The sequence below is a fragment of the Streptomyces sp. C genome (assembly GCF_000158895.1).
In the GTDB taxonomy this organism is placed as follows: domain Bacteria; phylum Actinomycetota; class Actinomycetes; order Streptomycetales; family Streptomycetaceae; genus Streptomyces; species Streptomyces racemochromogenes.
The window spans coordinates 31819-58332 of record NZ_GG657750.1 but is presented as its reverse complement, the minus strand read 5'-3'; the positions used below and the strand labels follow the sequence as shown (position 1 = coordinate 58332).

Sequence of the window (26514 nt, the reverse complement as noted above, 5' to 3'; positions counted from 1 at the left end):
GCAGCCGGGCGGCCGTCGGGTCGGCGGCGAGCGGGTGCGAAGCGGGGACCAGCCGCTGCGGGGCGCTGCGGGACAGGGGGGAGGGGCGGTCGGCCGCCCACAGGGCCTCGGCCCGCACGCCGGGGCGCTCGTCGCGCAGCGCGGCGTCGAGCAGCGCGAGGGCACCCTCTCGGTCGGCGTCGGCGTCCCGCCCCAGCAGGATCTCGACGATGGCGCTCAACGGATCCCGGTGCTCGTCCGCGTAGCCGGACGCGGCCGTCTCACGTGCGGGCAACAGGCCGAGGACGGCGTCGCGGTGCGCGGCGAGCCACGGCTCCCCAGGGCCCAAGGCGGCGAACACGGCGGCCAACCGCAGTGGCACGGGCGTGTCCGGGCCGAGCAGGGTGCGGGCCTCGGCGACCGCGCCCGCGCGGTCCAGCCGGCTGTACGCAGTGAGGAGCTCGGCCCGCACGGTGGGCTCGGTCTCGGCGGCCAGGCGGGCCCGGACGCCGGACAGGGTGGTGCGGGTGAACCGGGTGTGACCGACCGTCCAACCCGCTGCCTGCCGGACGGCGACGTCCTCATCGGCCAGCAACGGTACGAGCAGCGGCAACTGGGCCGTCACGGCCGCACGGACGGCGCCGGGCTCGATGTCGTGGTCGTCCTCGCTCTCGGCGAGGCAGCCGAGCAACTGGAGCGCGTTGACGGTCTGCCGACCGGAGGCGGCTATGCGGGCGAGGTACGGGACGGCGTCGGCGCTGGCCGCGTACACGGTGCCCTGGTGCGCGATGCAGCTGTACAGCTCCTGCAGTGCCTCCTCGGCGTCCTCACCGCCCTCCGCGAAGACGCGCAACAACCCGGGCAGGTCCTCGGCGGGTCCGTAGGCGTGGTTGACGGTGGCCCAGGGGTGGGTGTCGAGCCCGGCGAGGGCGGTGGGGAGGTTCATGGCTGTGATCTTCGCGGGTACCTCTGACATCCGCTGAGGACTATGACGCGGAACGGTGGCGACCGACAAGAACACGACGAGGCACGGGGCCAAGCGTCGCCGGCTCGTCTGATTCGAAGGACGCGCCCTAGAAGGGCTTGGCGATGAGTCCGGCCGGCGGGGCTGGTCTCGCGGGCGGCGATGGTGCTGATGGTGCTGCTGGGAAGTGCGTGGGCGTTGCCCTCCTGAGCCCGGCTGGGGTGGTGGAGGTCGACGACGAGAAGCAGGGCGGCGCCACGGCCGTCCCGCTCTTCGACGCCGAGGACCTCGCGCTGCTGCCGAGGGTGCGGCCGGAGGTGGACTGGCGGGCGGTCCGCCGCACGCACCCGGCCGCCGCTCCCTCCTCGTATCGCCAGAGTCAGCCGGGCGACGCCGGCAGGCTGGCGCAGGCCCCTGCCCGGCGCCAGCGCCCGGCCGAAGGCTTCGGTGCGGGTGCGGTGTTCGACCGGGCCGCAGTGCCGCACCGCCGCGAAGCTGACCGTCCCGGCCGGACTACAGACGGGACCGTCGAGGACGCGTCCGCGGAGGACCCGCCCTGGGGACGTCGGCGCGCTCACCGTGCTCTCGACGGGAGCAGCACGGTGGGGGTGGAGCGGCTGACCGTGCCCGGCGTACGGCCGGTGGCTCGTTGCGGATCGCGGGGGTGAACGAGGCGACGGGTCGGGAGCGGATCCGATCAGACCCAGGTCCCCACGACGACGAGGGTGCTGTCGCCGACGTGGATCGTCTGCTTCGCGCCTTCCTTTCCGTTCAGGAATCGGGCGACCGTGGTCTGGAAATATCCCAGGTCGTCATCAGGGTCGGGCGTGTCAGAGTCGTATACGTGGAACCTGACTCGGTGATCCGGGGTGATGTTCTCGAAGACGTACTCCCAATTCCATTGGAGGCTGGTCGTGTCCTCTTCAATCGGACTTTGGACCCTCGTCTCAGCGACTGTCACCGCGACGTAGGGGTCACTGTTGAACAGGTCTGCGGCTGCGACCCTGCCCTCGCAAAGGGTGATCTTCAGATTTGCCATGCGGTTCTCCCCGTGGTCGATGGTCTGGCCTGGGGCATCATCGCAAGGGCCGTGGCCGTATCGGCGTAGCGCCAGACTGGATGTCGGCAAAGCGACGCGTGGGTCGAGACGGTCTGAGGTAGGGCGCGGCAGCCCGCGTCGTACGCGCACGTCCTGGGCGCGTACACCTCCAGCAGCGTGGTCTTGCCCGTCTTGGACGATGACCAGCCGGCCCCGCAGCACGGCCGCACCGGCCCGCCCCGGCGGGGGCTTGCGCAGGCTCGGCGTCCGTCTGCTGCCCCGCCCTCTGGAGGGTTCTTGAGCACTGGGCCGCCCCGAACTCGGCGTTCCCAGCCGGCAACTGAGGCGGGACGGATACGCCGATCGCTCGCACCGTTCGGCGGCGACCCGCGGCCAGCTCAATGGCACGTTCAGCTGGTTCGCGTGCTGGGGGCGCGGAGACCCTCACCAGGGGCCAGAACGACATCTGGTGCTGGACGCAGCTCGACAACGGCCAGGGGGGAAACGTCCCTGCAGTGGATGTCAGCACCGGTATGGACCCTGCCCCAGGCCTCCGGCAATGGAGAGTCAGCCTTCTGCGGGGAGGAGCGCACTGGCGAGGCGGTGGTACCGGGCCGCCACCGTCGGCAGCTCCTGGACAGCTTTGGGTCGACCGTAGAGTGCGGTCATGGATGAGATCCCCTGGTTCGAGTACGAAGAGGACGACCTGGACGCCGCCCAACGCGCGTTCGTCGACGTTCTGGCCGAACGCGCGGGATCCTGGCTGGTGGACCCGCTCGACACGGTCGTGCTGCCCTCGGCCCGCACCTTCGACGGCCAGCTGATCGTCTATCTGGACATCGGTGACCCGCAACGCAACCAGGGAGTTCTGACGGTGGGCGCCCACTTCGACGGGTCCGTCGTCCGCGGGGGCGAACTCCACAACCAGGACTTCACTATCCGGCAGGCCGCCAGTGAGTTCGCCTTCCGAGCCGCGGGCAGCCCTACGGAGCTGGGGAACAGAGTGGCAGCGTGGTTCGAAGCGGTCCTCGCGCGACCTCTGGTTCGCTGCGAATGGCATCACGAGGGAAGGATGTACGCGGTCCGCTACGAGTACGCAGATACAGGGCGAGGCCTCTGCGAGGGCTTCGAGACCCCCCTGGCACCCGACGCACTGCGGAAAAGACTGGCCGCAGACGGCGTGATCCGAGGCCGAGGCCGGATCAACCGTGCCGGCCTCGGCCAACCAGACGTTGTCGCACATATCCGAGGCGTCCACCCCGATCAGTAGTTACGGGACAACTCTTAGGCCGTGTAGCGAAAATGGATCTTGAGAGGCAGTGGCCGTTTGACTTCAAGCCGCCGGCGCGGAGCCCGCTCTCCGGCTGGGTGGAACCGGGTGCGGACGCTGCTGAAGACCGCTGCCGGCACGCCGACGGCGTGCCGGCAGAAGGCCGTCGTCGGTATTGTCGGCAGCTCACCGCGGGGTAGGCGGCGAGCTGCGGTAGGCCAGGGTCAGGGTGCCTCTTTCAGGCGGTTGAGGGTGAAGACCAAGGACTCGACGTGCTCGGGTGAGCCCTTGCTCCCGTCCGTGAAGTCTGCGAACTCCAGGACCACGTCGTCCTTGTCCCTGCGAGCCTTCACCTTCTCGCCGAGGCCGACAGCCCAGCCGCCCTGCATGGAGTACTCCCGGGACAGGGCCTCCTTGGCGCGCTCCGGAACCGACGGGATGCGGTTCGGCTCCGCGCCCTCGCTGTCGACGCCGTCCATGGTGACCGTGAGGCGGGAGACGTCGTACTCCCACCGGCCCGAGAGTCCCAACCGGGTCTCCGACCACTGTCCGTCGCCGGTGATGGTCAAGATCCCTTCGATGCCCGTGTTGGTCGTGAACCTCCAGGTGCCGGCAGGGATCGAAGAGAACTCCGCCGGTCACCCGGCCCGGCGGAACACCGCGTCGAGTACCCCGTCGAAGACGCCCAGCCCGCTCCAGTCGCCGTTGACCTGCGCGGTGAGCAGCCGGCCGCCGTCGCGCGAGCCCACGGCGTACGTCCACGAGCCGTACGTCGCACCCGCGTTGCCCCAGACGGTGATTCCACAGGGCAGGTCCTGCGAGAGCACCCCCAGGCCGTAGCGGGTGCCCGGGATCCACGGGACGGGGCCGGCGGTCGCGACGGTGGTGAACATCTCCCGCTGCTCGGCGGCGGGCAGCAGGTCCGCTGCGAGCAGGGCCCGGAAGAAGCACTGGAGGTCGCCGAGGGTGGAGACGATGCCGCCGGCCGCCCAGGCGAACGACTGGTCCATCACGGTCGCGTCGTGCACCGCGGCCGCAGTGTCGCCGGAGAAGAGGGTGGAGTAGTGCAGCGGGTGCGGCCCGTCGATGTGCGCCCGCGCACCGGGCAAGGAGGTGCCGGCCAGTCCCAGAGGGCGGACGACGAGCCGGTCGAGTTCCTGGGCGAACGTCCTGCCCGTGGCTTTCTCGGCGATCAGCGCGGCCAGGAAGTAGTTGGTGTTGGAGTAGAGGAAGGCCTCGCCCGGGGCGAAGAGCGGCGGGGTGGCCAGCCCGATCCGGACGAGCTCTTCGGGGGCGTGGGAATCGTGGCGGTGCCGGAACCAGGCCTCGCCGACGCCCTTGGCGAAGAACTCGGGGTCGTTGCCGTAGTTGAAGATGCCGCTGGTGTGGTCGAGCAGCTGTCGGAGGGTGACCGTGCGGCCGTCGTGGCCGTTGCCCGCCACCAGGCCGGGGAGCCACCGCTCGACCGTGTCGTCGAGGCCCAGCCGCCCCTCGGCCGCCAGCAGGAGGACCACGGCTGCGGTGAACGCCTTGGTGGTGCTGCCGATCCGGAACCGTTCGGACGGCTGCCGCCGCAGTCCGGCCGCGGTGTCGGAGAAGCCGGCCGAGCCGAACCAGGTACCGCGGCCGTCACGGACCTCGGCGGCGATGCCGGGAGCACCGAAGCGGGCCACGGCCTGGTCGAGGGCGTCCTGCGGGGTGGTTATCGCGGGGGAGGGCACGGAGTTCATGTCGGGTTTCCTTCCGGGGAGCCGGGCGGGGCGGACGGGGGAGTGGCTGTGGACGGAGCGTCAGGCGGCGAGGGCAGCGGTCGGGACGACGGGTGTCGTGCGGCGCCTGGCGCTGACGGCCACGGCCGTGCCGGCCGCGGCCGGGAGCAGCAGCACCGCGGCGAGGGCGAGGAGGGTGGCCGCGTCCGGGTGGGCCGGGGACTGGCCGCGCCAGGCCTGCCAGGTCACCACCGCGACCAGCCCGCCGTAGCCGAGGACGGCAGTGCCGACCAGGCGGGCGCGCACCTTCTCGTCGCGGAGCCAGACGTGCTTCGCGGCCAGGGCGGCCAGCACGGCGGCGACCAGCAGGAGCACCTGGATGCCGTGCAGGGCGAAAGAAGTGCGGGACCCGGAAGTCGCCGCCGGTCGTGCTCCAGCCGGTCAGCGGCATCCCGTGGCCGTCGGGGTCGCCGATGCCGTGGCCCTGGTACATGGGCACGGAGCGGCCGCCCGCGTCGGTCACCGTACGGGGGTGGATCTCGGTGGTCATCCAGAAGACCGGCACGAGCATCCCGAAGGTGGCCAGCCCCAGCCCGGCGCGGACGGCCCGGTTCAGTGCGGCACCGCCGCCGCGCTGGAGGAGTACGACGACCGCCAGTACCAGTTGCGCGATGACGATCACCATCACGCCGAAGGTGAGTACGGGGACCAGGGCGCGGGTGACCGGGTCGCTTTGGTCGGCGTTGAAGTGGCTGAAGGTGCCGCGCGCCGCCTGGACGGTGATGGCGCCGACCTCCGCCGTGGCGGCCACGGCGAAGGCGGTGCCGAACCACCGGCCGGCCCGCCGGCCCCTGCGGAGCTTCGTCAACAGCCACGCCAGCGTGCCGGCGTAGAGGGCGAAGGCGAAGCCGAACTTGAGCGGCTTGACCCACACCGGCTCGTCCAGCAGCGTCCGGCCGTCGGCCGCGAGCCCCACGCCGGAGAGGATGACCAGACCGAGCATGAGCGCGGCACAGACCACCAGGGGGCGGTGCCATGTGCGCAATGGAGTGAGGAAGGGCGTCATCACGGGCTCCTTGTTTTCGCGGATGACTGAAAGCTAATTAGCTTTCAGTCATCCGTCAATTGAATGCCCGACCTGGTTCGTTAGTTCGCAGGTCAGAGCAGGTGATGTTTTGCAATGAGCCTGAGGGCTAACGCAAACGCGAGGCCGACTGTTTGCAATGGACTGTCTCCGAAAGCAATACTGGGACCCGACCCGACCCGACCCGACCCGACAAGACGACGGAGGTGGCCCGTGCCCGGCGGCCGGCTGACGCACGAGGAACGGCAGGAGATCGCCCAGGGGTTGGCGGCGGGCCGCACCTACTCCGAGATCGCCTCCCGGCTGGAGCGGCCCGTCTCCACCGTCACCCGGGAGGTGGCCCGCAACGGCGGCGCGGGCGCCTACCGGGCCGACGTGGCACACCGGGCGACCGCCGGACGCGCCAGGCGCCGCGCGCAGGCCCCCGACCGGGCCCCGGCGGCCCGGGGCGCCGAGGACGCGCACGGGCGCGATCCCGAGGCCGTGCGCCAAGTGGAGGAGCAGTTCACCGCGATGATGGTCGCCACCGGGCTGCCGCGGATGACGGCCCGGGTGCTGACATGCCTGTACCTCACCGACGGCGGGAGCCTGACCGCCACCGAACTCGCCCGGCACCTCCAGGTCAGCCCGGCGTCCGTCTCCAAGGCCGTCGGCGAACTCGAACAGCAGGAGCTCATCCGGCGCGAACGCGACCCGGGCCGACGGCGCGACCGCTACGTCATCGACGCCGACGCCTGGTTCCGCGGCTGGATGGCCAGCGCCCGGCAGAACACCATGCTGGCCGACTTCGCCCGCCGCAGCGCCCGGACCCTCGGAACGTCCACCCCCTCCGGCGCGCGCATGCAGGACATCGGCGACTTCTTCGAGCACGTCGGCCGGGCCATGGTCCAGGCGGCGGAGGAATGGCGGCGCGGCGGCGCCCCGTAGCGTTCAGTCTTCGTCTGTCGCAACGGCGTAGGGATGATCGGTGGTTGAATTCAGGCTTGGTACAACGATCATGGGGTTGTGAGCTGAGAAAACAACTCTTCCGTGCAAGGGGAGTGTTGCTGGGGTTGTGAACGCGACGTCGCGTTCAGGTCATCGGAAACGGTGCAGGTCAGCGACCGCTTTCATCTCTGGCAGGGCCTCTCCCGCCGCGTCCAGGACATCGCCTCCGCCCCCCCGCGCCTGCCTACCCGCAGCACTACCCCCGGCCAGCGAAAGCGATCCCGCACCGGCCGGGGTGACCGCCGGCAACAACACGGAGGACAGTCGGGCCGCACGGCACGCCCGCCGGCTTTTCGAGCCGTTCAGGCCCTGACCCGCACCGGCCGGAGTCACAGCTCCGTGGCCCGCGAGCTCGGCCTGGACTGCCGCAGGGTCGGCAAATACGCCCGGGCTCGAACCTGGCAGGAGGTGATGCGCCGCCCGCCCCGCAAGCCCTCCGCTCTGGATCCCTACCTCGACTACCTGCAGCAACGCTGGGACGAGGGACAGCACAGCGCGGAGGTCCTGCACGAGGAACTCCAGGCCAAGGGATACCTCGGCCACTACCAGCGCGTGAAGATGGCCGTCGCACCCCTCCGGGCGGGGCCTGCCCCTGGACGAGCCACGCGAGCGACCACCCTCCCCGCGTGAAGCGACCCGCTGGATCATCACCCACCCGCACCGGCGCAACCTCCACATCAGCGACCGCCTGCCCTGGCTCCTCAACCAGTGCCCGGAACTCAGGCAGGCGCACGATCTGGTCCGCCGGTTCGCGGCCATGCTCGACAACCACGACGCGGACACCCCTCCAGGACTGGCTGGACGACCTCGCACACAGCGGACTGGCCCCTCTCGCCGGCCTCGCCGGAGCCCTCCGCGAAGACCGGCACGCTGTCGCCCAGGGAATCACTACTGCTGGTGGTCACTGTGACTCAGCGGCGTCAGCTTTCAACCCTCGACCCGGGATGATCTTCGGTTACGAAAATCTTGCCAGAGCCGTGAAAGTGCACAGCCCGGTACGTGGCTACGTGCTCACCCTCGTCCCCCTGGGAGGGTCTGTCGCATGCCCGGGACTTCTTCGAGCCGTGACCGAGAGGCCGACGCCCCTTGTGGTTCCCAGTAGCCGCTCGTCTCGATTCGGTGGCCTCACGCTTCCGTATTGGGGTCATTGGGGCATGGGGAGGCCTTTTCGAGCCCGGCAGGTGGGATGACCGCAATACGCGCCCCATTGCCCGGTCTTCCGGCATCTGGAGAGCCCTCTCACTCATAGCGCAACAGCCAGGATGGTTGGGGGCGGTCCCTCCCAATCTGGAAGGACCGCCCCGCACTGCAGACCACCGTCTCCTGTCAGGAAGCCTTCCCGAGCTCTGCGGCCACCGGTGCGATCCCCGTTCCCGCGCTGCGGCACGACCCCGGACAGGATCCGGACGAGGCTGCGTGACAGGCCACTAGTGGCGAATCAGCAGTTCGCCACTGCTTGTTCAGCCCTTCTGGAGCCACAGCCTGTAGCCGTCGCTGGTCGGGCGGCAGTCCCAGCTGTAGACGTTGGCGTAGTTGTCCCAGTACCACGCGCCGCGGTCGTCGCAGGTGGACTTATAGGTGAAGTATTGGTTCGTCGGCGACCAGTAGAGCGCGAGCGCGCTGGGCTCTGCTGCCGTGGGCGCCACGACCGACGCCGTGGCTGCCGGAGCGGCGGCAGCGGCGGGGGTTGCGGTGATCGCGAGTGCGAGCGCGGCGGCGGCCCCCACGCTTCCGAGGACATTGCGAATGATGCGCATGCTGAACTCCTTTATGTAGGTTGCGTTGACCCGTGTGATTGCGTCTCACCGTGTGAGGTGCTGGCCGGCTCCCCTGGTGTTTGCATCACCGAGTTGAGCGGCTGCCTGATTGTTTAGGCGGGCCGTTGTGGCGGGTTAGCCGCTTCCGCGCCCACCGCCGCACCACTCGGGGCTGCCGGTCCCTACCATCGGATTCGAGAGCGGGTCCGCGCTATTCGATTCGGCCGTAGCCGAACCGAGGGTGCTGACACGGGCGCCTGAACCGTTCACCAGATAGCGAAGAGGCTGTGTGCTACGTGTGTTGCACGGCCGAGGACTTGCTCCACGTGACGTTCACCGGCGAGCCGGAACCGACGGAGGAGCCAACGCTCGCCGTTGTCGTGCTGCAGCGATCGGATGCGTTGTTCGCCATGCGCCGTACGCCGACCGTCGGCGGGAAGTGGCGCTCCGGCGAACAGAAATCGCCCAGGAACACAGGCAAATCGACTCGTTTCGGTCTGCCCTGAAACGAGCGCAACGTGAAGCATTCGGCCCAGGCGAATGAGGAGGTCGGTGTGCTGCGATTGCACTTCACCACGGAGGACCTGGCGCGCGTGAAGATCGATCTGCTGGGTCCGCTCGCGGAGACAACACTGAGCTTGTGGAACCTCCAGCGGCGGGACGGCAAGGCGCTGTTCCATGGCTGGCGCGCGCGCACGAGCCCACTCGTTACAGGAGATGGGCCGGACGCCGCGAGATTCCTCAGCTCGCCGGACGGTGGGCTGGTGGACCTGTTCACCCTGGTGGGCACTGCGGAGAGTATGGGTGAGGGCCTGGAGCGGTTGGTCAGTTCGCCACAAGGCCGTCTGCGTGCGGAGTTCGCCGTACTTGGGGCGAGCAGGCGGCGGGCGCAGTGGCTGTCCGGGGTGATGGCGGCCGACCGGGGGGCCGTGCAACGGCTTGCCGCCGCACTGCACCACTGCCACCGGGTGGCAGTGGCTCCGTACTGGGGGCGCATCCACCACCACCTGGACGGGGAGGTGGCGCGCCGAGGGCGCCTCATGGTGCGGGGTGGGGTGACGGCGCTGCTGGAAAGCCTGTGCCCGATGGCCGTGTGGAATCCCCCCGTGCTGGAGATCGCGGACTACCGGCCGCTCGTCCACCCGGCCACCGACTTCCACCTGGCGGGGCGCCCGCTGGTTCTGGCTCCGTCGGTGTTCTGCGGGCCGGTGCCGCAACTGTTCGCCGGCCAGGCAGGCGCCGTGGTCATGGTGTATCCGGCTCTGAGCAATCCGGTCGACGCGGTCGGTCTGTGGGATCTCTCCGCCAATGCACGCCGGGTCGATGCTCCGGTGCCACCGGCCCTGGCCGCGCTTCTCGGCCGTACCCGGGCGGTCGTGCTGTGTGTGATCGCCGACCATCCCGCGTGCACCACGACGCAGCTGGCCCAGCGGGCGGGGATATCACCGGCCAGCGCCAGCGAACACGCCACCACGCTGCGCAGCGCCGGACTGACCGTCCTCACCCGCGAGCGGAAAGCTGCCCTTCACACGCTGACCCATCTCGGCCTCGCCCTGCTGAACACCAACGGTTTGGCTCCGGCCAGCACGTGAAGCACGGACCCCCAGCCACCAGCGCCGTATCGGCACCTGCGGGTTCGCGGGGTACGAGGAGCAATGCGGTTGTTACGGAGGTTGTGGGCGTGGTGTCGTCAGTGTGAGTCCGGTTGCGGTGCGGCATCCGTCGATGATGTCGCTGCGGTATTGGATCTGGCGGAGGCTGTGCCGTAGCCGGCGGATGAGGTGGTCTGGGTCGGTGAAGGCGGTGTTGGCCCGGCTGGTGCGGCGGAGGAGCGACCATATGCCTTCCACCGGGGTTTAGGCCGGGTGCGTAGGCCGGCAGGTGGTCGACGGTGAGCCAGTCGTGTGCGTCGATGAAGGCCCGCATCCGACGGTCCTCGTGGAAGTTCAAGTTGTCCCAGCTGAGGACGACCGGTCCACCGAGCTGCTGGTGGGCGGCGATGAGCAGGTCGCGGTACTCGGTCCAGGCGAAGCTCTTGTGGCCTCCGCTCTTGTGATCGGTGTGGCGTTTGGGCCGGTAGACGAGGCGGGAGCGTTCGCCGGGTTTGTAGCAGCACAGGGCTGCGATGGAGAAGCGGCGCTGGGAACGGCCGCGGACCCGGATGACCGGTGTGGTTTCCGCGTCGGCTCCAGGTGCGGGAGGTCGGCGGCGTGATCGAGAATCCGGCTTCGTCATCGAAGACGATCCAGGCTTCGAGCACCGCCGCGGTGGTTCCACGTGCGGCCACACGTCTTTCACCCAGCCTGTCACCTTCTGCTCGTCACGCTCGACGGCCCGACGGGCCGGAACCTGGTGACTCCAGCCGTGCCGCCGCAGCATCTGGGAGATCCCCGACAAACGTCATGGACTTGTGGAACCGCCAGCCGATCAGGGTCTTGACCCTGGCGAGCGTCCACCGCTGGGCTGGCCCGATCGGACCTTTGGCCAACTCCTCCTCGAGCACGGCGACCCCTGACCGGCCACGCCCACATGCTCATTGCTGGGCTCGTCACGTCGCGGACAGCAACGGGGCGCCTTTGCAGAGGTCAGGGCCAGCCCGGACAGCTCCAGGGTCGGTAGAGTCGCCTTCATCGAGCAGACCGTCGCCCGCAAGGGCTACCCGCCCTCGATGCGGGAGATCGGCGAAGGCGTCCGCCTGCGCAGCACCTCCTCCGTCGCACACCAGTTGATGGCCCTGGAGCGCGAAGGCTTACTCTACCGGGACCCGCACCGTCCCCGCGCATAACGCGTCCGCAGTGACCAGCACGCCGACATCCCAGACGCCCCGGCCGGCATGACGCCGGAGGCCGTCCAGGTCCCGCTCGTCGGCCGCATCGCGGCCCGGACGCCGATCCTCGCCGAGGAGCTCGTCGAAGACGTCCTGCCGACGCCGCGGCACCTGGCCGGCGAAGGCAGGCCAGCTGTTCGCGTTGACGGTGGTCGGCGACAGCGTGATCGAGGCCTCCATCTGCGACGGCGACATCGTCACCGTGAGGAAGGCCGATAGCGCGGACCACGGCGACATCGTCGCCGCCATGCTGGACGGCGAAGCCACCGTCAAGCGCCTGCGCCGCGAGGGCTCGGGCATGGTGACCTCGAACCTGCCCTTCGGGCGGTGGGGAGAGACCCTCTCCGACGACGTCGTCGCCGCAATGATCGACCGACTGGTCCACCACGCCGAGGTCCTCACCCTGACCGGCGACTCCTATCGCACCCGCCAGCGACGCGAACTCCTGGCGAAGGACCGCGCTGGCCCGGACTGAACGCTAGTCGTCGATGAACTCCTCAGCAAGGATCTCCACTTCGCTGGGACCGATGATGGTCAACCACTGCAGCGTGCAGCGGTTGTTGTGGTGCTGCAGAAGATGGCGGGCCTCGACTGGCCACGGGCCGAGATGGGGCAGTTCCCGCACGACGACCTCGTCCACGAAGTCCACATCAGGGCCGGGCAGGTCGGCCCTCGCATGCACGATGCCCACAAGGCGAAGCCTCGCACTCGCACTCTCCGAGCTCAGCACGATGACAGCCTCGCTCGGTTCCAGATCGGTCCGAATCACGATCGACGTCAGCCAGTAGAAGTGGCCGCGCAGCTGTTCAAGGCTCACGGCCGAACACTACCCCGAGCGGCTCCCACAAGGCCGTGCTACAGGAACGGGGTCAACTTTCCCGGACTCTGTGGGGGTCAGTTTTCACGGAGCATTGACAGACCTGGCCAAGGCCCGCGAGTGGCTTCAGACCTGGACTGATGTGTCCGGCGTCGAAGCCGTACGGCGCCCGGTGGCCGAGGCTGGGGAGATGCTGGTGGAGCAGCGTCAGCGGCCAGTCCCAGGACACCACACAACACATCCGGCGCGGCGCTGCTGTGCCCGGAAGCCACGACGGATGGCCCCGGGCGGAACGCATCCCGCCCGGGGCCCTTCTCAATGGTCGAACGCAGTCGAGATCCGCGACGGGGAAGGACTCAGCCGCAGCTGAGGCAGTCCCATGCACTCCAGTCTGCGCCGGGAGCGGTGCGGAGCAGACCCCAGGTCTGGGTGTTGGAGCCCTTGGCGTAGATCAAGATGGCGTGGGGGGCGATGTCGGTCCGCTCCCTGATGCTGATCTTGCTCCAGACGGTTCCCCCGAGGGAGTACCAGCCGGACCACTGCCCATTGGTGGTCCAGCGGGTCCACACTGCGTAATCGGTGCCGACCAGGAACTGTTCCCGCTGGTCCCCCGGAAGCGTGTGGTTGGTGACGCCGTACTCGCAGATGTACTGGGCGCCCCCGGTACTGCACGGGGCGGCCTGGGCCGGCGCGGCGGCGACGGCGAGTCCGGCCACGGCGGCGAACGCGAGGATGGCGGCCTTGATCTTCTTCACAGCTGGTGACGCTCCTTCGATGACATGCCGGGAAGCTGTCGGTCAGTCAACTCCCGTACGCGTGTTCACCCTAGCCAAGCGCCCCACCCCCTCCGGCACCGGGCCTCTCCGGCGCTTCGAATCACGGACGGGAACCACCCCGCACGAAGCGACGAGGTTGCCGGAGACCTCGACGGCGTGCTGGGTTGTGCTCGATCGCGTTCGCGGGGGCTTGGTTGGTGAGGCACCGGTGAGTTCGCCCCAGTCCGTGGTGAGTGGAGTGGCGACTCACCGGTGCGCCGGGGGGAGGACCGGACGGAGAGCGATGACATTCCCGTCCGGCACGGGGCCGCTTCCCGCCTGACGGGCACCGGTGAAGAAAGGTCGGCCGTCACACCCGCCTGGCGGGATGAACCACTGATCGGCCTTTCCTTGCAGGTCAGAGCCATTTAAGTGAGAGATGCCCAGGGGCGCGGACTGACGTGAAAGTGAGAGGTCGCAGCACCTGGCCCGCCTCGGGACCGATATCAACTGGAAGGAGGCCTCGGGCTCCACCACGGTTGGGTGCCTCGTGGACGCGACCCTGCGCTCCCTGACGACACCGCCCTCGGCGCTGGCCGTGCCCGCCTCTCGGGTCCGCGTCTCCCTGGCGGCGGCCCGTTCGCGCTCCACCACCATGCCCGCCGCCGGGGCTCCTGGACAGCAGGCCCCGGCGGATCCCGGATTCTTCCGGTCGCCCCGAAGTCGTGGTCGGTGCTGCCGGGTGGGTGCGTGGCTGTGAGTTGGGGGTGTGGTGGCGGGGGTTGTGCGGCATCGGTGAGTGACAGCTTTCTGGCCTGGTAGAGCGTGGTTTCTCGTTCGGTGATGGCTGTCATGGGGTGACCACATGGGTGCCGTTTGCCGATAGCACGTGGACTGCGTGGCTGTCACAGGGTTGAACCGCTCCAGGTAGATGAAGGAGATGCGTTCCGCGACACGGGTGAGTTCACGGGGGGGCCTTCTCGAAGTTGAGCCTGTGTTCGTCGCGTACTGCCAGCTGGTACTCGTCGCCCTGCGGCAGCCGCCGTCGCTCGGGGGGCGTGGTCAGGATGCGGAAGCCGACTGTTTCCTGTCGCCCGAGCAGCCATCCCATTTGGTGCCGGGGGGTTACGTGCGCAGTGCGCTTGGTGGGTTCGCCGTCCTTGCGTCGGATCTGATGCACAGGATTGGCGGTCGAGCGGAAAGCCCATGTGTCGCCGGCGCGGAGTCCGCTGAGGAAGGCTCCGTAGTCGTAGGTCTGCCAGGCGGCGGTGCTGGGCCAGCCGGCCTGCTCTACGAGGTGGGTGAGGTCCGGGCGTTCCTGGCTGACGATGTAGAGCAGCACTTCTGCCTTGGCGTTGCGGTCGAGTCGCCACAGGGTCCGCGGCCGGCCCGTGTCGCTGGGAAGGGTCTAGAAGGAGGACATGACTGCGGCGTGGAGGCGTTGGGGTGAGGCCAGGAGGTGGCGGGAACCCTGGCGGGCGGTGTTGATCCGGAAGCGGGTCAGGTGCATCAGGGACCGTCCATGGGGGACAGTAGGGCCTCGGGTTCGTGCCGAGGGACGGGCAGGGGAGTGTGTCGGTTGCGGGCCGCTGGGTTGGGGCGGGGGTTGGGGACGTCGGTCTGGGTGGAGGTCATGCTGCGCAGGGCGTAGCGGCGGTGGCGTGGGTCGAAGCTGATCGGCTGGTCCCTGAGCATGTCGCGGGCAGGGGAGTGAGCCGTGTCTTCGGCAAGGATGGTCAGGGTGACGGTACGGTCGCGGCGGCGTTGTTGGCGGTACCAGTCGGAAGCCTGCCACTCCTGCGTTGTGAGGGCCTGGACCGGATCGTTGGTGTCCATCACGCCGAGGTCGAGTGGGCCTTGGGGCGGGCATGAGCGCCGGCCGAGGTAGGGGAGATAGACGGGAGCTTGTAGGGCGGTGTGCAGAGTGCGGATGAGGGTGTCGTTGCCGGCGAGTGCGGCGACGAAGACTGCGTCAGCGAGGTAGAAGCGCTCTGAGACTGGCATCGCCTTGCCGGGGTCTGCGTGGTGCGCGGTCTGGAAGTCACGTAGGCGGGTGCCCGGCTGGCCGGTGCGGACGGCGAAGTGCAGGGCGGCGAGGTCGGTGAGGTCGGCGGTGCGGTCGCGTCCGAGGGCCGCAGCGAGGAGTCCGATCACCCCGCTCTTTGTCGGGGCGGTCTCGGTGGTGCGCCGGGCGAATCGGGCCGAGGCCCCCCACGATTGCAGGGGGCCGGCGAGGCGCAGGATCAGGACGCTGTTCATGCCTGCTTCCGTAGGCGGTCGGCGATGGCCTGGCCCACTTCGGTGATCAGCTGCCGCAGGTCAACGGAGGTGCCCAGGGGGCCAGGTCGTCGGTGGCTCCCCGACGCGCAGGATCCACGTGGCGTCGGCAGTGGCGCCGAAGGTCTTCTCGATGGCGGGGATGTGCTCCGCCAGGGCCTTCCAGGCTGCCCGGACGTGTCCTTCACCGGTCTCATGCTGGATGACGGGCTTCTCGAAGGCGCCCACGAAGCTGACGGGCCGGGACGAGCGGAGCTTGACGATCACTACGTCCGGGAGGGTGTGGTTGCCGAAGGTGTTGGCCTTGCCGGTGGGCATCGACAGGGCGAACCCCTCGATGAACGCCTCGACAGCCCTGCGGACCGGCTCGCCCGTGCGTTCTGCGTCCGTGAGACCGGCGTCGAGGTTCTTCGCGAGGAGGTCGACGTCTTGCGCTGCTCCTCGTCCCCCTCGCCGGCGCCCGGATCACACCACCGATCCTGACCGCTGTCCCCCTGGTTCTCGCCATCGGGGGATGGAAGAGTGGCGGTCGTGGAGCGCAGCCGTCGGCCATCGTCCTGCACCCTGCGGCCAGTACGCCCGCCTTCCTGGCGGGCGTGGCGGTCCTCATCACCGGGGTGACGTTCAGCAGCCTCAAGCGCCCGCGCGTCACCCTATGACCGGTCGTTCCAGAGACCCCGGAACGATTTCTCTTCCGCTCCAGGAGCGGCCGCAGAGGCGGGAGGTGGCGCCTGGGCGGATTCCACACCCACAAGCTGCGGCACCAGGGTGCCGCACACCCACGACCCTGTGCAGTCCGCGGCGCCGCTCCGCGTTGCACCGGAGCCGTGTCGGCCTTCGAGCGCACCCTGGTTCATCCCATAGGGGCAAATCTCCTCCCTTCCCTGGGCGAGCCGCGCCAATAGATCGAAACTCTCTTGGGGCGCGGCCGGTCATGACCCAGCCGGTGCGACCTCCGGCATCTGAAAGGACCCTCATGAGCAATGGCAGGCTTCGACTCACCCTCATCGCCGCACTTGCTTCTCTGCTGGTCGGCGGCGCATCGGCTGGTACGACAGCTGCATCCGACCGAGGCGGTGACGTGCCGGCAGACACTGCGGTGCCGGTCGAGCACTGGAGTGGCAGCCTCCGGTCACGGGTGGTGGGAGAAGGGCAACTGCAACAGCGACCGCGCCAAGGTGTTCAACTGCCTGTACGAGTGGTACACGGACAACACCTGGCGCCAGCAGGCATGCTCGGACACCAAGACGCTCAAGCCGGGTGGCGGGAGCGTTCAACGCACAGTGGCCCGGCGTGACTGCCGTGACACCCAGCGCACCTCGTGGCGCAACCACGTGGACGTTGATGTGATCGACGAGATCGACACAGGAGAGAAGCCTATGAACCAGGCTGAAGTGAACTGCCGAGTGTACTGAGAGGCTCTGCCGGCCCCCTCCAGTGGCAGGTCGTCGAGTCCATCCAGAGGGAGAGCGACATGTCGGATCAGATGTCGGAGCAGGATGCCGTCACGCAGCCGGGTGTGGCGCCCTCTGCTCGTCGCACTGCGGGAACCATGTTCGCCGCACTCTACGGAGAGCTCGTCCCGCACGCGTGGCGGGATCCCGCGTCGGAACACGATGCGTATCAGTTGTTCCATCAGCGATCGCTCGCGATGGGCTGGCTCGACGACAGGGCGGGTACTGAGGAAGGCAGTGCCGCCGATAGGCGCACGCACGCCGCGCCGGGGCTGTGGGCCATGAACGACGCGGGTTGGAGCCACCCCCTGGCCCCTCCGCAGCCGAACCTGATCTCGTGGTTCCAGGTCGAGGCGAGCGCCTTGGCCGACGACCGGCCACTCCCCGTCCAGCCGTTCCTCCACTGCGCGCAGGACACGACAGAACGGGTCGGCGCCGTGCGCCTCACCGCGGTCCAGATCCTTCTGCCGGTTCAGGGCATCGAAGCCTCGGCACGCCCGCCGTACGCACGGGTGCCGTCGATGCGGACCTCGGACTGGTTCGGGGGAGTGCAGCCCCCGGGCACGGGTGCCGGTGAAGGTCCGCATCGACGGCGGCGTCGACCCGTCGATCCCCGTGGTGGCGCCGCAGCTCGCCCGCCACGTCGTCGCTGCGGAGCAGAAGATGTTCGCCGGCGAGCTCGACGAGACCCTTCCCCTGGGAGAATTTCCGGCGCCGCCGTTCGAAGACAGCTTCTGGAACGGTCCGCCCCTGCATGGAATGACACTCTCCGGTGAGTTGGCGGAATGGTCCTGTGACGCTGTCGGCTGGCTCGCCGCGACCGTGGCCGACTCCGCCGCTCACCTCGGCATCCACACGCCCGTGCTGTTCACCGTCCTACGGGTCTGACCGTCCGGCAGAGGGTGCACTCTCGGGCTCAGGGTCGCGTGGGTCGCGCGCTCACGACGTCGGCCGCTCTGCCCGGCGCGTTTCAGACCCCGGGGTGATGCGGCGTGTGCTCCTGTGCGCCCCCTCGGTCTACCGCCTCTGCGGCCGGGGCGGGGATGGCTTCGTTGTGAAATATCCCAAGTGGCGGGCCGGGCCCGCCGGAATGGAAGGAGTGCCGACGTGCTGAATCGCGTGGGGATGACGGTGGCTGCGGCCGCCGTGCTTGCTGGGGTTGTGGGGTGTGCAAGTCGTCGCTGGAGGGGACGTACTGCGGCTACTACTCGGGGTCGGCGTACACCGATCGCGGTGATGCAGGGGCGAAGGTGAAGGAGATTCAGGCGCTGCTGATCCAGCATCATGGCTACGCGGTGGGGCCCAAGGGTGTGGACGGCTACTTCGGAGCGGGAACCGAGTCGGCGGTGAAGCGTCTCCAGAGGGGCCATGGGCTGAAGGCCGACGGCATCGTGAGTGCGAAGACGTGGGACCGGCTGCGTGGGGAGCCGTTGGACCGCTGAGGGCGATCTCCTCCTCCGGCTGAGCCCTCCCTGCCGACGGGCTGTGTGGCGCCGGGCGTGTGCACGGCCGAGGTCGGCCCCCACCTCAGAGCATCCGCTCCGCCGTCGCCGCCCCTGCTCGCAGCGCGTCAGCCTCCTCGTCCAGACCCTGGGCAGCCAGGATCCGGGCCCGGTACTCCATCGCGTACCCGTCGCCCAGATCCTCGGAACGCAGGAACGCCTGCACAGCCCGCGCCAGATCGCCGTGGTCCCGGAAAGCCACGCCCAACGCAGTGATAGGGAACGCCTCGTCCTGCGCGAGGATCACCGGTGCCCAGCGATCGACACCAGCCGTATCCCCACGATCGAGCGCCTGCCTGACGAGGCCCAGCATGGCGTCCGGATCACCGAGCGCTGCGGCCTTCTCCCAGATCACCTGCGCGTGGTTCGCGTCACCAGCCACCGCGTACAGCATGCCCAGGTTGAAGCCGGCAACCACGTTCCCGGCCGCCCACGCCCGGCCCCACCAGCGCAGGGCGCCGACGCGGTCACCCTTCGCATACAGGGCCGTCGCCAGGTTCCCCATCGCCACGTCGTCGCCCAGCTCCGCCTCGACCACCAGCTCGGCCAGTTCCTCGTCGGGCTTTGACCGCCGGCGGAACCACCGGGCCATCAGCACCCACCCCGGCAGCACAGCCGCATCGATCCCCGGCATGCGAGGGAGCAAAGATCTGTCACCCGGCGATCATGCCAGCCCCGACACCCACACTCGGCCCGCCAAGCAGGGCGCCCTCGCCACCTACCGTGCTCAGTCACACCCGGTGTGACTGAGCACGGTAGGTGGCCCGAGGGACAGCTTCAACGGTCAGCGCTCGACGCCGGCCAGAAACGGCTCGGCAGCATCATCGTCGTCGCGGTGTGCTCGGGAGCGATGAGCAGAGGGAAGACCGACTCGCTCAGTGCCCGGCCGTGGAGGTGCCTGCGGGCCACGACGATGTCGGTGCAGTAAACGGCGGTGCTTCCGCTGAGACGCCGGGGGACTTCCAGCCGCATTTCCCGATCCATCTCGCTGGCGAGCATGCGCGAGAACGCGGCGAGTTCCGGATCCTGCTGCCGGGTTCCCTTCAACCGGTACAGCTTCCGCGCGATGTCGAGGAGCAGGTCCGGGCTGCCGTCGAACACCGACGTGTCCGGGCTGTAGATCACGGCAGCCGGAAGGTCATGCCAGCCGCGCGTGAACAGATCGGTGTTCGCCTGCACGATGGCGCCCCAGACCAGGCGCTCCTCGGCCAGCAGCACGTCCTCAGTCACAACAGCCGTGAGCAGACGGCCGCCCCGGTCCGGTCACGAGTGGTCAGTGCGTGGCTGTGTCCGTTCCCGTGCCGAGCCGGCGCCGACCGCGGCAGGGGGCGAAGCGGGGGAGCGCCGGCTGACCGCGGCTGCCCCGGTGTCACCCCACAGCAGGGGTGGCATCCGTTCATGTACTCGTGTGGGGGCTTGATGCCGGCCGGGGCGGGGGCAAGGCCCTCGCGTTGCTGCGGGGGCCTTGACCGGCGCGGGGATGGTTGGTCAGTCGGGGAACTCGTCGAAGTGCGCGCTGTCTCCGTGGAAGGTGAGGGGGGTGCCGACGTGGGTGCCGTCCTGGCGGGTGACCTGGATGGTGTGATCGCCGACCCACATGGCTGCCGCCTTGTTCGGGGGCGCCGTCAGGGTGTGGGTGACGGCCTTGTGCTCGAGGTTCTTGGTGGCGGTGCTGCTCGAGTAGCCCAGTGCCAGGCTGTAGGTGGTGGTGACCGAGGCGCTCGCGATTCCGGAGCTTACGCCTACCTGTGAGCTGACGGAGATGCCCACTTCAGCGCTGAAGGTGTCGCTCCTTTCCCTTTCCACGCCGACCGTCACGGTTTCCGAGACCGACTGCGCGGTGCTGGTCGTGTTGTTGATGAAACGGTGCATGAACCACGACGCGCGGCGTTCGATCCGGTAGAACGGGGAGTTCGTGAGCTTCCACGACGCCGACTTGTCGTCGTCCTTCACGGCCATGAACGGCACCCACACCGCGTTGACCGTCGTCTCCGGCGTGCGGTCGGCCGGCCGGGTCGTGCCCGTCAGCTTCGGGAACCCGTCCGGATGCGACTTCTCCTCCACCGGCATCTCGATGCACAGCACCCGCCGCTCCGGCGCCCCCTTCGAGGGCTCGTCCCAGCTCGATGCCGCGGTGAAGGTGTTCGGCGCGACCAGCGCCCGGTGGCCGCCGTCTCGTCCGTCCCGGTAGGCGGGCGGCACCTGGTTCGCCCACACGCTGAAGTAGTCCTTCGCCCCGGTGCCCTTGTCCTCGTAGACCCACTTCAGGTCCGCCAGGTGCGTGAGGTCCTCCCGCACACACATCACTTCCGTCAGCGCGGGCTTGTCGTAGCTGTTCTCCGACATGACACAGCCCATCGCCACGTAGCCGCCGGGCGCGACCGGACGCCAGCACGCGCCGTAGTGCTTGCCGCCGCTGCCCACGTCCTTCCACACGACGGTGTAGTCCTCCGGATGCGCCAGCGGCGGCTTCTTGCCCTCACTCGCCTTGGCCGGCCCGTCCTTCACGCACAGCGAGACGACGTGCTCCTTGACCTTGGTGTTGGGGGTCTTGGGGTTCAGGTTCTCCGACCCCCACGCCGGCAGCGCGACCGTCCCGAGCGCGTGGAAGCCCTGTGGGGGCTTGGGGTGCCAGAAGCTCACCCAGTACTTGCCGCCCGTGTCCTCGTCATCCCATCGCCAGCTGTACTGGTCGGTGAAGGCAAGCTCCAGCTCACCGAAAACCATCGATTTGGTCAAGGCTGCTCCCTTGTGGCGGATTCATCCGTGCGTGACGGAATTCCTTGATCCAATTCGGCCACGGGCCTTCCCCGCGCAGGAACCGCCTTCACTCCACCGGCGGAGCGCACCACCTGGCTCTCGGGAGCACGTTCACGGCGCAAGCCCGGATACGGCGGCAGTTCCTCTTGCCGCCCCGCAGGGGCTCCCGGGTCGAACATGCCGGTCGCGGCGCTGCTTCTGGTTGGCGATCCATACGTCTGTGCGATTGGGGGACGAGTGGTCGCGCTGGTCCACCGGCGAGGACGCCGACCGGCTGTCCGAACTGTCGGCTGGGGAGCCTTAAGCGTCCCTGCTCCGGCTGCAGCGCCCGGTACGGCGGCGCTGGCGGTGATGGCGAAGCGCGGTTGACCGACCGGTACCGGTCGGGCACGGGCGGCCTGAGGGTGACCCCGGCCCGGCAGGCCGGCCTGCGCGGCACCGCCGCCGAAGAGCCGGCGGGAGGGTGGGCGACACCCCCACCGGCCCCCTCCACGGCACGGTGGTCACGGACGCCCAGATCCTGATGAAGCGCTGCGCCAGGGGCGGCCGCCGAGGAGCGGGCCGGGTGACGTGCTCGCCGTCCCCGTTGTGCTCATCGTCGTCGATCACGCACTCGACTCTGTGTCTGATCCGTGCAGCGGCTCTCCCGGGCGTTGTGCGTGGACGCGGCGCACGTGCTCTACCGTCACTGCCGCCGGGAAGCCGGCCAGGAGCAGGGACAGCCCCACCGGGACCACCCCCGCCCACAGCGTCGGTGAGACGTACGCGGTGCCGGACGTACCGTCCACCAGCCACGCGCGGACCGGTTGTGCATCGATGTCGCCCTCGACGGGGACCTCGAACGACGAGCCGCCGTCGTCCGGAGTGAAGGCGCCCGAGCAGGACGTCGACGTTCCCGCATTGGCCACGGTGTTGTCGTACGTGCGGCAGTCGGCTCCGGTCACGGTGCCGGGCTCGGTGCCAGGTGACGACCCATCCCTCCACGACCTTGAGGTCGATCACCCCAAAGTCCCCTGCCGAAGATCCGGCATGCGCCTCGAACCTCGCGGAGGTGGTCCACGTCCTCCGCGAACAGCCCTCCGCGCGGGGCGGGCGTATCCAGCCGGACAGTGCGGTCACGGCTTCGCCGTAGCGGTACGCCGGGTCCGGAAGGCGGCGCGCGGCGGCGAGGCTGTCCTACTCGGCCGGCAGACGGAGCATCGGTTCGAAGGCCGCGTCCTTCTCGCCCTCGACCGAAGGGAGGAAGCCGTCCGGGACGGTGCGGGCGGCCGTGGTGAGGAGGCGGGCCAGGACCTCGGGCTCGGTGGCCGGGGGGAGGCGGAGGGCGGCGAGGAGGCGGTCGCGGACCTCGGGGTGGTCCGGGTTGTCCTCAAGGTAGTCGGCGTTGAGGGCGGGCGGACGGAAGCCGGCCAGGGCGTCGTGCCAGGAGGGGAGGACGATGGCCAGGGTCAGGGCCTCGGCGAGGGACTCCGCGATGAGGGACGCCTGGCCCTCGGAGTCGGTGTAGAGGACGGGGCGGACGCGGTCGGAGCCGGCCGGGCCGCAGAGGTAGTGGGTGCCTCCCGCGTTGCAGCCGGCCACGGGCTCCACCGGGAGACCGGCCGGCAGGGCGATCGACTCGATGGGGTCGGTCCGCGTGAGGTCGAACTCGCCGTCGCAGGCGAGGTAAGCCTCGACCTCGGGGTCGGCGGCGATCCGGCGGAGCAGGGCCTCCTCGGAGAGGGCGGCCGGGTTGAGGCCGTGGGCGGCTTCGGGGGTCAGGGGGTGGCCCGCGAGGACGTGGCGGACGGTGTCGAGGAGGACGGGCCGCCCGTAGTCCTCCTCGAAGTGCGCCTGGACGGCCTCGGGGGAGCGGTCGGTGAGGAGGCGGAAGAGGTGCCCGGAGCCGTCCGGGTCCGGGCTGCTCGAGGGGAACTCGATGCCCGAGCCGGTGCGCCAGGCACTGCCGCCGGTCTCCCACCACAGGCAGGCGGTGACCCGCGGGGCGCCGAGGCCCTCGTCGACGAAGGCCGGGTCGTCCAGGAGCGGGCGCAACGCGGCGGGCACCTCGTCGACGACACCGGGCCAGACCTGTTCGTCGTCCGTGGCGTACGGGCTCATCTGAGACTCGTGGTCGAAGCCGCGGACGAGCACACCGGCCGGGGTGAAGAGGACGGAGAAGTCGTCACCCGAGCCGTTGTCCATCAGGGCCGCCTCCGTCCCAGGCCCCCAGGTGGTGTAGAAGGAGTAGCGGCAGAACCGCGGGTCGCGGCAGATCGCCTGGTCCAGCACGGCCAGCGCGCGCAGAGCTCAGCGGGGTCCGGGAGGAGGGCGGCGGTCGCGTGCACGGTGTCCATGGGCTCATGTAAACAGCCGGCACTGACATCCAGGGCGGCGGTTCGGTCACACCTTCTCTCTCACTCAGGGAACGAAAGGCCGTAGTACCCGCCGAGCTGGTCGCGATAGGCGGGGGCTGGCGCGCCGGGCCCTCCCCGACGAACCGGCCTGGCTGTCGGACACGTCGACTGGGTGCGGTAGTTGGCCCCGCCGGACCACTTCGATGCACAGAACGCGAGCAGACGTGCGGGCGACCGAGGCGTCGGCCACTCGTCGATCAGGGCTGGGAGGCCCAGGGGTCGTCGCTGTCCGGGTCGGGCTCATCCGGGTGGAGCATGCGACGGACGCAGCGCAGGAGCCCCGGCTCGTTGCCACCAACGGCGGCCATCCAGGGCAGGGCGTCCATGGTGCGGGCGCGTTCTTCGGTGGCCAGGACGTCGACGGCGGTGTGCAGGGTGCCGGGGGCGGGTTCGTCGGTGAGGCAGAGCCAGCCGATCGCGGCGGCAAGGCGGACTTCGGGGGTCTGTGCCGGTTCCTGCCACAGGTCGCGGATCCACGCGGTGGCCGGCCGGTGCGGGTGGGCACGTGTTGTCTCTGCGGTGGCGAGGACCAATGCGGCCAGGGGCATGGGGTCCTGCTCCTCGGCGAACCGGGTGGCGAACGCGTCTCGCACCCTATGGTCGGCGTCGGCCGCAGTGGCGAGAGCGTAGGAGGCGTCGATGCGCATGGCGGGGTCGGAGTCTTCGAGGAGAGGCAGGAGCAAGGAGCCCCCGCGGTGATCGCGGCCCGGGCGGCGGCCACCGACCAGCCTGCCGGGTAGCCGGTGACCTCGACGCCGTAGTCGTCGTAGTCGTCGAGGGCCTCGTGGTGGGAGCCGGAGCGGTGGAGAAGGAGTTCGTCGCGGGAAGCGACACCGAAGTAGCGGGCGCGGGCCGGGGCGGCGAGACCGCCGAGGGCGGCGCGGTGTGGGTGGTGGGGGTCGGCCGCGATCTCGATCAGGGCCGGTACGGCAAGAGCGACCGCGGCCCGGCTGTCGTCGGCGCACATGCCAAGCAGCACGCGCATCGCGTTACGTGCGCACCCGTCTCCAGCGCGCAGCAGGCGCACAGCCGCCCGGGCCCTCTCCCCGTCAGGGAAGTTTCCCCAGGGAAGGGCGTCGAGGACGGCCCCGTCAGAGCTCCCGGGCTCGATGGCCGCCACCACAGCCCGGATGTCGAACGGGCCTCCCGCGAACGAGGCCAGATCCGCCCCGGCTACCAGAGCCCGGCACACCGCGAACGTCGGATCGGTCCGCCAGCCCCCACACCACACCCGTCCCATCCCACCGCCATCGAATGCACAGAGGTTCGATCATGGGCGATCCGGACCACGCGAAGCCACCCGGCAGCCAGGGGCGCCGCACGCCGCAACCATCGCCAACACAGAACCCGCGGCCTTCTCCCCCCACGGCGTCCTGCACGTCATGCACCGTCTCCGCGGCTGACCTGCAACGCCCTACTGCCGGCCCGCCGACCGTCCGTCGGCGGGCCTCCGTCCCAACCCTGATCAGGCGCCGGACGGAGCCGACGGATCCCTGCTCCCCTTCACCGGAAAGGAGGGTGGCTTTGGTGACGGCGAAGGGACGCCGATGCACTTGCGGGGAACCCGATGGGCCAGATCTCGGAGTGGTGTTTCAAGACGTCCGAGGCGCTGGAGAGCGATAGGGGGCCCTCTGGGCCACGTAGATGCTCAGATCCAGCCCTATGGGTCAGCCGCCGTGGAGGCCCCACTCGTCGAGGCCGCCGTAGATGTGGGCTTCGAGGCATTGCGGGGCCTCAAGGCCAACGGCCTCACCCCGGTACACGGCGATGAGGGAGTCCACGCCCCGCCACCAGTTGTCGGTCACTCCCCGTACTTCGGGCACCGGCTCAAAGCAGCCGAGGTCCAGAGCCTCGACCGCCTTGCCCTTGATCCTTGTGACAGTTCTGGCCCAGCGGCGGGCGTGGTCGGCGAGCGCCAGGGATTCCACCCAGCCATCCGCGTCGGTGTGCAGGGGTGTCCAGTGGTAGGCGTCGATGCCGAACGACCCGTCGGGACCGATCATGAATCCATAAGCCATGGAGACCCGGCAGTCACCCGCTTCGAACGACCAGCCCTGGCCGGGCATCCACTCGGGGCAATTGGCATCCAGGATACGGGGGCCGCCCTCGTAGAACGGGGCCGGCGGCAGGGCGAGGCCGCCCCAGCGGTCCTGGAAGGCGCTGGCCCGGTCGACCACGGCAGCGGGGATCCCGTGCCCGATCCACGCGCCGCGGTGTCGCCGGATGTCCTTGCCCGGGACGCGGATGCCCGCCACCTCGACGAACCGCCGGGCCCTGGAGCTCAGGCCGGTTGGCCCGACCGGGGTGGGCGATACCGGGCTGTCGGCCGTCACCGCTGCGCGTCGTTGTCTGCGTGGAGCACGGCCGTCGCGATCTCCCGCACGCGGTCCAGGGTGATTCCTGTGCGCTGCTCGACGGCGAGGGGGTGGTCGGTGGGCTCAAGCTCGACGAAGGGGCGCTCACCGACCGGGCGGGTGTGGATGTAGGTCTTCAGGTTGAGTGGCCGGGTAGATCGGCAGGTCGGTGGTGAGCCAGCCGAAGTACGGCTTCTCAGACTCAGTCCGGGGGTGTCCCACAGGTCCGCAGCTCTGGAGAAGCTGTCGCGGCTGAGGGAGACCCAGACGCCCCAGGAGAACACCTCGTCACCGCCGATGACCGGTATCTCGATCAGGCCCTTGACGAAGTAGTGCTGTCCGCGAACCACGCACTGGTCCGCGGACAGCTGACAGTCATCGGCGTGGGCGAAGGCCGGATCCCATACGGCCGGAGCTTCGGCCGTGTAGTTCATGGGCAGCACCGGGTGGCGGGCTCCGCAGCACGAGCAGGTGAAGCCGAAATCGCTGGTCATGGTGCTGGAGCCTAGTGAAGACCTCCGGATCACCGCAGGCGGTCCCCCGCCCAGCCGCCGCCTGCGGGCCAGATATCACGCTCGGCGGC

Annotated in this window: 27 protein-coding genes and 6 pseudogenes; 12 read left to right on the top strand and 21 right to left on the bottom strand. The window is 69.5% G+C overall.

The window, feature by feature from the left end; genetic code table 11:
* Positions 1-925, bottom strand: a pseudogene (locus SSNG_RS41580) (hypothetical protein); the annotation flags it as partial.
* A gap of 209 nt (positions 926-1134) precedes the next feature.
* Here SSNG_RS41580 and SSNG_RS00315 point away from each other — a divergent pair.
* Complete coding sequence (locus tag SSNG_RS00315) at positions 1135-1611, top strand: hypothetical protein (protein ID WP_129593265.1); 477 nt, start codon at positions 1135-1137, stop codon at positions 1609-1611.
* Between the two features lie 29 nt (positions 1612-1640).
* On the opposite strand, the gene SSNG_RS00310 is transcribed toward SSNG_RS00315, so the two are convergent.
* Positions 1641-1982 carry a C2 domain-containing protein gene (locus SSNG_RS00310; protein ID WP_042800317.1) on the bottom strand — a complete coding sequence of 114 codons (342 nt, stop codon included), beginning with the start codon at positions 1980-1982 and terminating at the stop codon, positions 1641-1643.
* A gap of 667 nt (positions 1983-2649) precedes the next feature.
* Here SSNG_RS00310 and SSNG_RS00305 point away from each other — a divergent pair.
* Positions 2650-3252: a hypothetical protein gene (locus SSNG_RS00305; RefSeq protein WP_007261768.1), complete on the top strand. Its 603-nt coding sequence runs from the start codon at positions 2650-2652 to the stop codon at positions 3250-3252.
* A gap of 224 nt (positions 3253-3476) precedes the next feature.
* Here SSNG_RS00305 and SSNG_RS00300 read toward each other — a convergent pair whose 3' ends face one another.
* From SSNG_RS00300 to SSNG_RS42870, 3 genes are all read right to left on the bottom strand, one after another.
* Positions 3477-3821: a hypothetical protein gene (locus SSNG_RS00300; protein ID WP_007261767.1), complete on the bottom strand. Its 345-nt coding sequence runs from the start codon at positions 3819-3821 to the stop codon at positions 3477-3479.
* A gap of 69 nt (positions 3822-3890) precedes the next feature.
* The gene (locus SSNG_RS00295) at positions 3891-4982 is read right to left on the bottom strand and encodes a serine hydrolase domain-containing protein (protein WP_007261766.1); all 1092 of its coding nucleotides are present in this window, start codon (positions 4980-4982) and stop codon (positions 3891-3893) included.
* A 60-nt stretch (positions 4983-5042) separates the two neighbouring features.
* The gene (locus SSNG_RS42870) at positions 5043-5336 is read right to left on the bottom strand and encodes a hypothetical protein (protein WP_206731269.1); all 294 of its coding nucleotides are present in this window, start codon (positions 5334-5336) and stop codon (positions 5043-5045) included.
* Between the two features lie 157 nt (positions 5337-5493).
* Here SSNG_RS42870 and SSNG_RS42865 point away from each other — a divergent pair, with 157 nt between their 5' ends.
* The 3 genes from SSNG_RS42865 (at position 5494) to SSNG_RS42860 (ending at position 7662) form a co-directional block, all read left to right on the top strand.
* Positions 5494-6057: a hypothetical protein gene (locus tag SSNG_RS42865; protein ID WP_206731268.1), complete on the top strand. Its 564-nt coding sequence runs from the start codon at positions 5494-5496 to the stop codon at positions 6055-6057.
* Positions 6058-6258: 201 nt separating this feature from the next.
* Positions 6259-6972 (top strand): MarR family transcriptional regulator, encoded by a 714-nt coding sequence (locus SSNG_RS00285; protein ID WP_042800316.1) that lies wholly within the window; start codon positions 6259-6261, stop codon positions 6970-6972.
* 399 nt (positions 6973-7371) lie between these two features.
* Positions 7372-7662 carry a hypothetical protein gene (locus SSNG_RS42860; RefSeq protein WP_206731267.1) on the top strand — a complete coding sequence of 97 codons (291 nt, stop codon included), beginning with the start codon at positions 7372-7374 and terminating at the stop codon, positions 7660-7662.
* 830 nt (positions 7663-8492) lie between these two features.
* On the opposite strand, the gene SSNG_RS00275 is transcribed toward SSNG_RS42860, so the two are convergent.
* A complete protein-coding gene (locus SSNG_RS00275; RefSeq protein WP_007261762.1) occupies positions 8493-8789 on the bottom strand; it encodes a hypothetical protein in 297 nt (98 codons plus the stop codon).
* A gap of 326 nt (positions 8790-9115) precedes the next feature.
* Here SSNG_RS00275 and SSNG_RS41000 point away from each other — a divergent pair, with 326 nt between their 5' ends.
* A complete protein-coding gene (locus SSNG_RS41000) occupies positions 9116-9295 on the top strand; it encodes a hypothetical protein (RefSeq protein WP_129593264.1) in 180 nt (59 codons plus the stop codon).
* Between the two features lie 12 nt (positions 9296-9307).
* Positions 9308-10381 (top strand): winged helix-turn-helix domain-containing protein, encoded by a 1074-nt coding sequence (locus tag SSNG_RS00270; protein WP_007261760.1) that lies wholly within the window; start codon positions 9308-9310, stop codon positions 10379-10381.
* A gap of 72 nt (positions 10382-10453) precedes the next feature.
* Here the strand turns inward: SSNG_RS00270 and SSNG_RS43280 are convergent.
* Positions 10454-11004: pseudogene (locus SSNG_RS43280) on the bottom strand (transposase).
* A pseudogene (locus tag SSNG_RS45155) lies at positions 11004-11295 on the bottom strand (winged helix-turn-helix domain-containing protein); the annotation flags it as partial. The pseudogenes SSNG_RS43280 and SSNG_RS45155, both read right to left, overlap by 1 nt.
* A gap of 162 nt (positions 11296-11457) precedes the next feature.
* On the opposite strand from SSNG_RS45155, the pseudogene lexA reads away from it, so the two are divergent.
* Together lexA and SSNG_RS45150 are read left to right on the top strand one after the other, a co-directional pair.
* Positions 11458-11905: pseudogene (gene lexA / locus SSNG_RS44675) on the top strand (transcriptional repressor LexA); the annotation flags it as partial.
* Between the two features lie 9 nt (positions 11906-11914).
* Positions 11915-12091: an ATP-binding protein gene (locus SSNG_RS45150; protein ID WP_347232490.1), complete on the top strand. Its 177-nt coding sequence runs from the start codon at positions 11915-11917 to the stop codon at positions 12089-12091.
* Positions 12092-12094: 3 nt separating this feature from the next.
* Here SSNG_RS45150 and SSNG_RS00255 read toward each other — a convergent pair whose 3' ends face one another.
* The 5 genes and pseudogenes from SSNG_RS00255 to SSNG_RS00230 all read right to left on the bottom strand — a co-directional run.
* A complete protein-coding gene (locus SSNG_RS00255; RefSeq protein WP_007261757.1) occupies positions 12095-12433 on the bottom strand; it encodes a hypothetical protein in 339 nt (112 codons plus the stop codon).
* A gap of 356 nt (positions 12434-12789) precedes the next feature.
* The gene (locus SSNG_RS00250; protein WP_007261756.1) at positions 12790-13188 is read right to left on the bottom strand and encodes a hypothetical protein; all 399 of its coding nucleotides are present in this window, start codon (positions 13186-13188) and stop codon (positions 12790-12792) included.
* A 976-nt stretch (positions 13189-14164) separates the two neighbouring features.
* Positions 14165-14698 (bottom strand): annotated as a pseudogene (locus tag SSNG_RS00240) (type I-E CRISPR-associated protein Cas6/Cse3/CasE); the annotation flags it as partial.
* Entirely contained in the window at positions 14698-15447 is a 750-nt protein-coding gene (gene cas5e / locus SSNG_RS00235; protein WP_007261754.1) for a type I-E CRISPR-associated protein Cas5/CasD, read from the bottom strand. The gene cas5e and the pseudogene SSNG_RS00240, both read right to left, overlap by 1 nt.
* Before the next feature lie 60 nt (positions 15448-15507).
* Positions 15508-15840, bottom strand: a pseudogene (locus tag SSNG_RS00230) (type I-E CRISPR-associated protein Cas7/Cse4/CasC); the annotation flags it as partial.
* A 608-nt stretch (positions 15841-16448) separates the two neighbouring features.
* On the opposite strand from SSNG_RS00230, the gene SSNG_RS43255 reads away from it, so the two are divergent.
* From SSNG_RS43255 to SSNG_RS43245, 3 genes are all read left to right on the top strand, one after another.
* A complete protein-coding gene (locus SSNG_RS43255; RefSeq protein ID WP_241694949.1) occupies positions 16449-16880 on the top strand; it encodes a hypothetical protein in 432 nt (143 codons plus the stop codon).
* Between the two features lie 612 nt (positions 16881-17492).
* Positions 17493-17807, top strand: a complete 315-nt coding sequence (locus SSNG_RS43250) for a hypothetical protein (protein WP_241694948.1) — start codon at positions 17493-17495, stop codon at positions 17805-17807.
* Positions 17808-18169: 362 nt separating this feature from the next.
* Complete coding sequence (locus SSNG_RS43245) at positions 18170-18361, top strand: peptidoglycan-binding domain-containing protein (RefSeq protein WP_241694947.1); 192 nt, start codon at positions 18170-18172, stop codon at positions 18359-18361.
* 85 nt (positions 18362-18446) lie between these two features.
* Here SSNG_RS43245 and SSNG_RS00215 read toward each other — a convergent pair whose 3' ends face one another.
* The 8 genes from SSNG_RS00215 to SSNG_RS00180 form a co-directional block, all read right to left on the bottom strand.
* Positions 18447-19055: a hypothetical protein gene (locus tag SSNG_RS00215; protein ID WP_007261750.1), complete on the bottom strand. Its 609-nt coding sequence runs from the start codon at positions 19053-19055 to the stop codon at positions 18447-18449.
* Between the two features lie 143 nt (positions 19056-19198).
* Complete coding sequence (locus SSNG_RS00210) at positions 19199-19639, bottom strand: hypothetical protein (protein ID WP_129593263.1); 441 nt, start codon at positions 19637-19639, stop codon at positions 19199-19201.
* A gap of 270 nt (positions 19640-19909) precedes the next feature.
* Positions 19910-21160: a Vps62-related protein gene (locus tag SSNG_RS00205; RefSeq protein WP_007261748.1), complete on the bottom strand. Its 1251-nt coding sequence runs from the start codon at positions 21158-21160 to the stop codon at positions 19910-19912.
* Between the two features lie 626 nt (positions 21161-21786).
* Positions 21787-22125, bottom strand: a complete 339-nt coding sequence (locus SSNG_RS41575) for a hypothetical protein (RefSeq protein WP_007261746.1) — start codon at positions 22123-22125, stop codon at positions 21787-21789.
* Positions 22126-22357: 232 nt separating this feature from the next.
* Positions 22358-23452: a hypothetical protein gene (locus tag SSNG_RS00195; RefSeq protein WP_241694946.1), complete on the bottom strand. Its 1095-nt coding sequence runs from the start codon at positions 23450-23452 to the stop codon at positions 22358-22360.
* 322 nt (positions 23453-23774) lie between these two features.
* A complete protein-coding gene (locus tag SSNG_RS43240) occupies positions 23775-24260 on the bottom strand; it encodes a hypothetical protein (RefSeq protein ID WP_007261744.1) in 486 nt (161 codons plus the stop codon).
* Positions 24261-25244: 984 nt separating this feature from the next.
* Positions 25245-25910, bottom strand: coding sequence for a hypothetical protein (locus tag SSNG_RS00185; protein ID WP_007261743.1), 666 nt, complete (start codon positions 25908-25910; stop codon positions 25245-25247).
* Positions 25907-26425 carry a DUF2199 domain-containing protein gene (locus SSNG_RS00180; RefSeq protein ID WP_007261741.1) on the bottom strand — a complete coding sequence of 173 codons (519 nt, stop codon included), beginning with the start codon at positions 26423-26425 and terminating at the stop codon, positions 25907-25909. Before SSNG_RS00180 ends, SSNG_RS00185 begins: the two co-directional genes overlap by 4 nt.
* Positions 26426-26514 lie beyond the last annotated feature (89 nt).

What these genes read in the sequence shown, in the direction of transcription:
- SSNG_RS00310 (WP_042800317.1), bottom strand. Translation starts at nt 1,982, where the DNA reads ATGGCAAATCTGAAGATCACCCTTTGCGAGGGCAGGGTCGCAGCCGCA.
- SSNG_RS00305 (WP_007261768.1), top strand. Translation starts at nt 2,650, where the DNA reads ATGGATGAGATCCCCTGGTTCGAGTACGAAGAGGACGACCTGGACGCC.
- SSNG_RS00295 (WP_007261766.1), bottom strand. Translation starts at nt 4,982, where the DNA reads ATGAACTCCGTGCCCTCCCCCGCGATAACCACCCCGCAGGACGCCCTC.
- SSNG_RS00275 (WP_007261762.1), bottom strand. Translation starts at nt 8,789, where the DNA reads ATGCGCATCATTCGCAATGTCCTCGGAAGCGTGGGGGCCGCCGCCGCG.
- SSNG_RS45150 (WP_347232490.1), top strand. Translation starts at nt 11,915, where the DNA reads ATGGTGACCTCGAACCTGCCCTTCGGGCGGTGGGGAGAGACCCTCTCC.
- cas5e (WP_007261754.1), bottom strand. Translation starts at nt 15,447, where the DNA reads ATGAACAGCGTCCTGATCCTGCGCCTCGCCGGCCCCCTGCAATCGTGG.
- SSNG_RS43255 (WP_241694949.1), top strand. Translation starts at nt 16,449, where the DNA reads ATGGCAGGCTTCGACTCACCCTCATCGCCGCACTTGCTTCTCTGCTGG.
- SSNG_RS00215 (WP_007261750.1), bottom strand. Translation starts at nt 19,055, where the DNA reads ATGCCGGGGATCGATGCGGCTGTGCTGCCGGGGTGGGTGCTGATGGCC.
- SSNG_RS00180 (WP_007261741.1), bottom strand. Translation starts at nt 26,425, where the DNA reads ATGACCAGCGATTTCGGCTTCACCTGCTCGTGCTGCGGAGCCCGCCAC.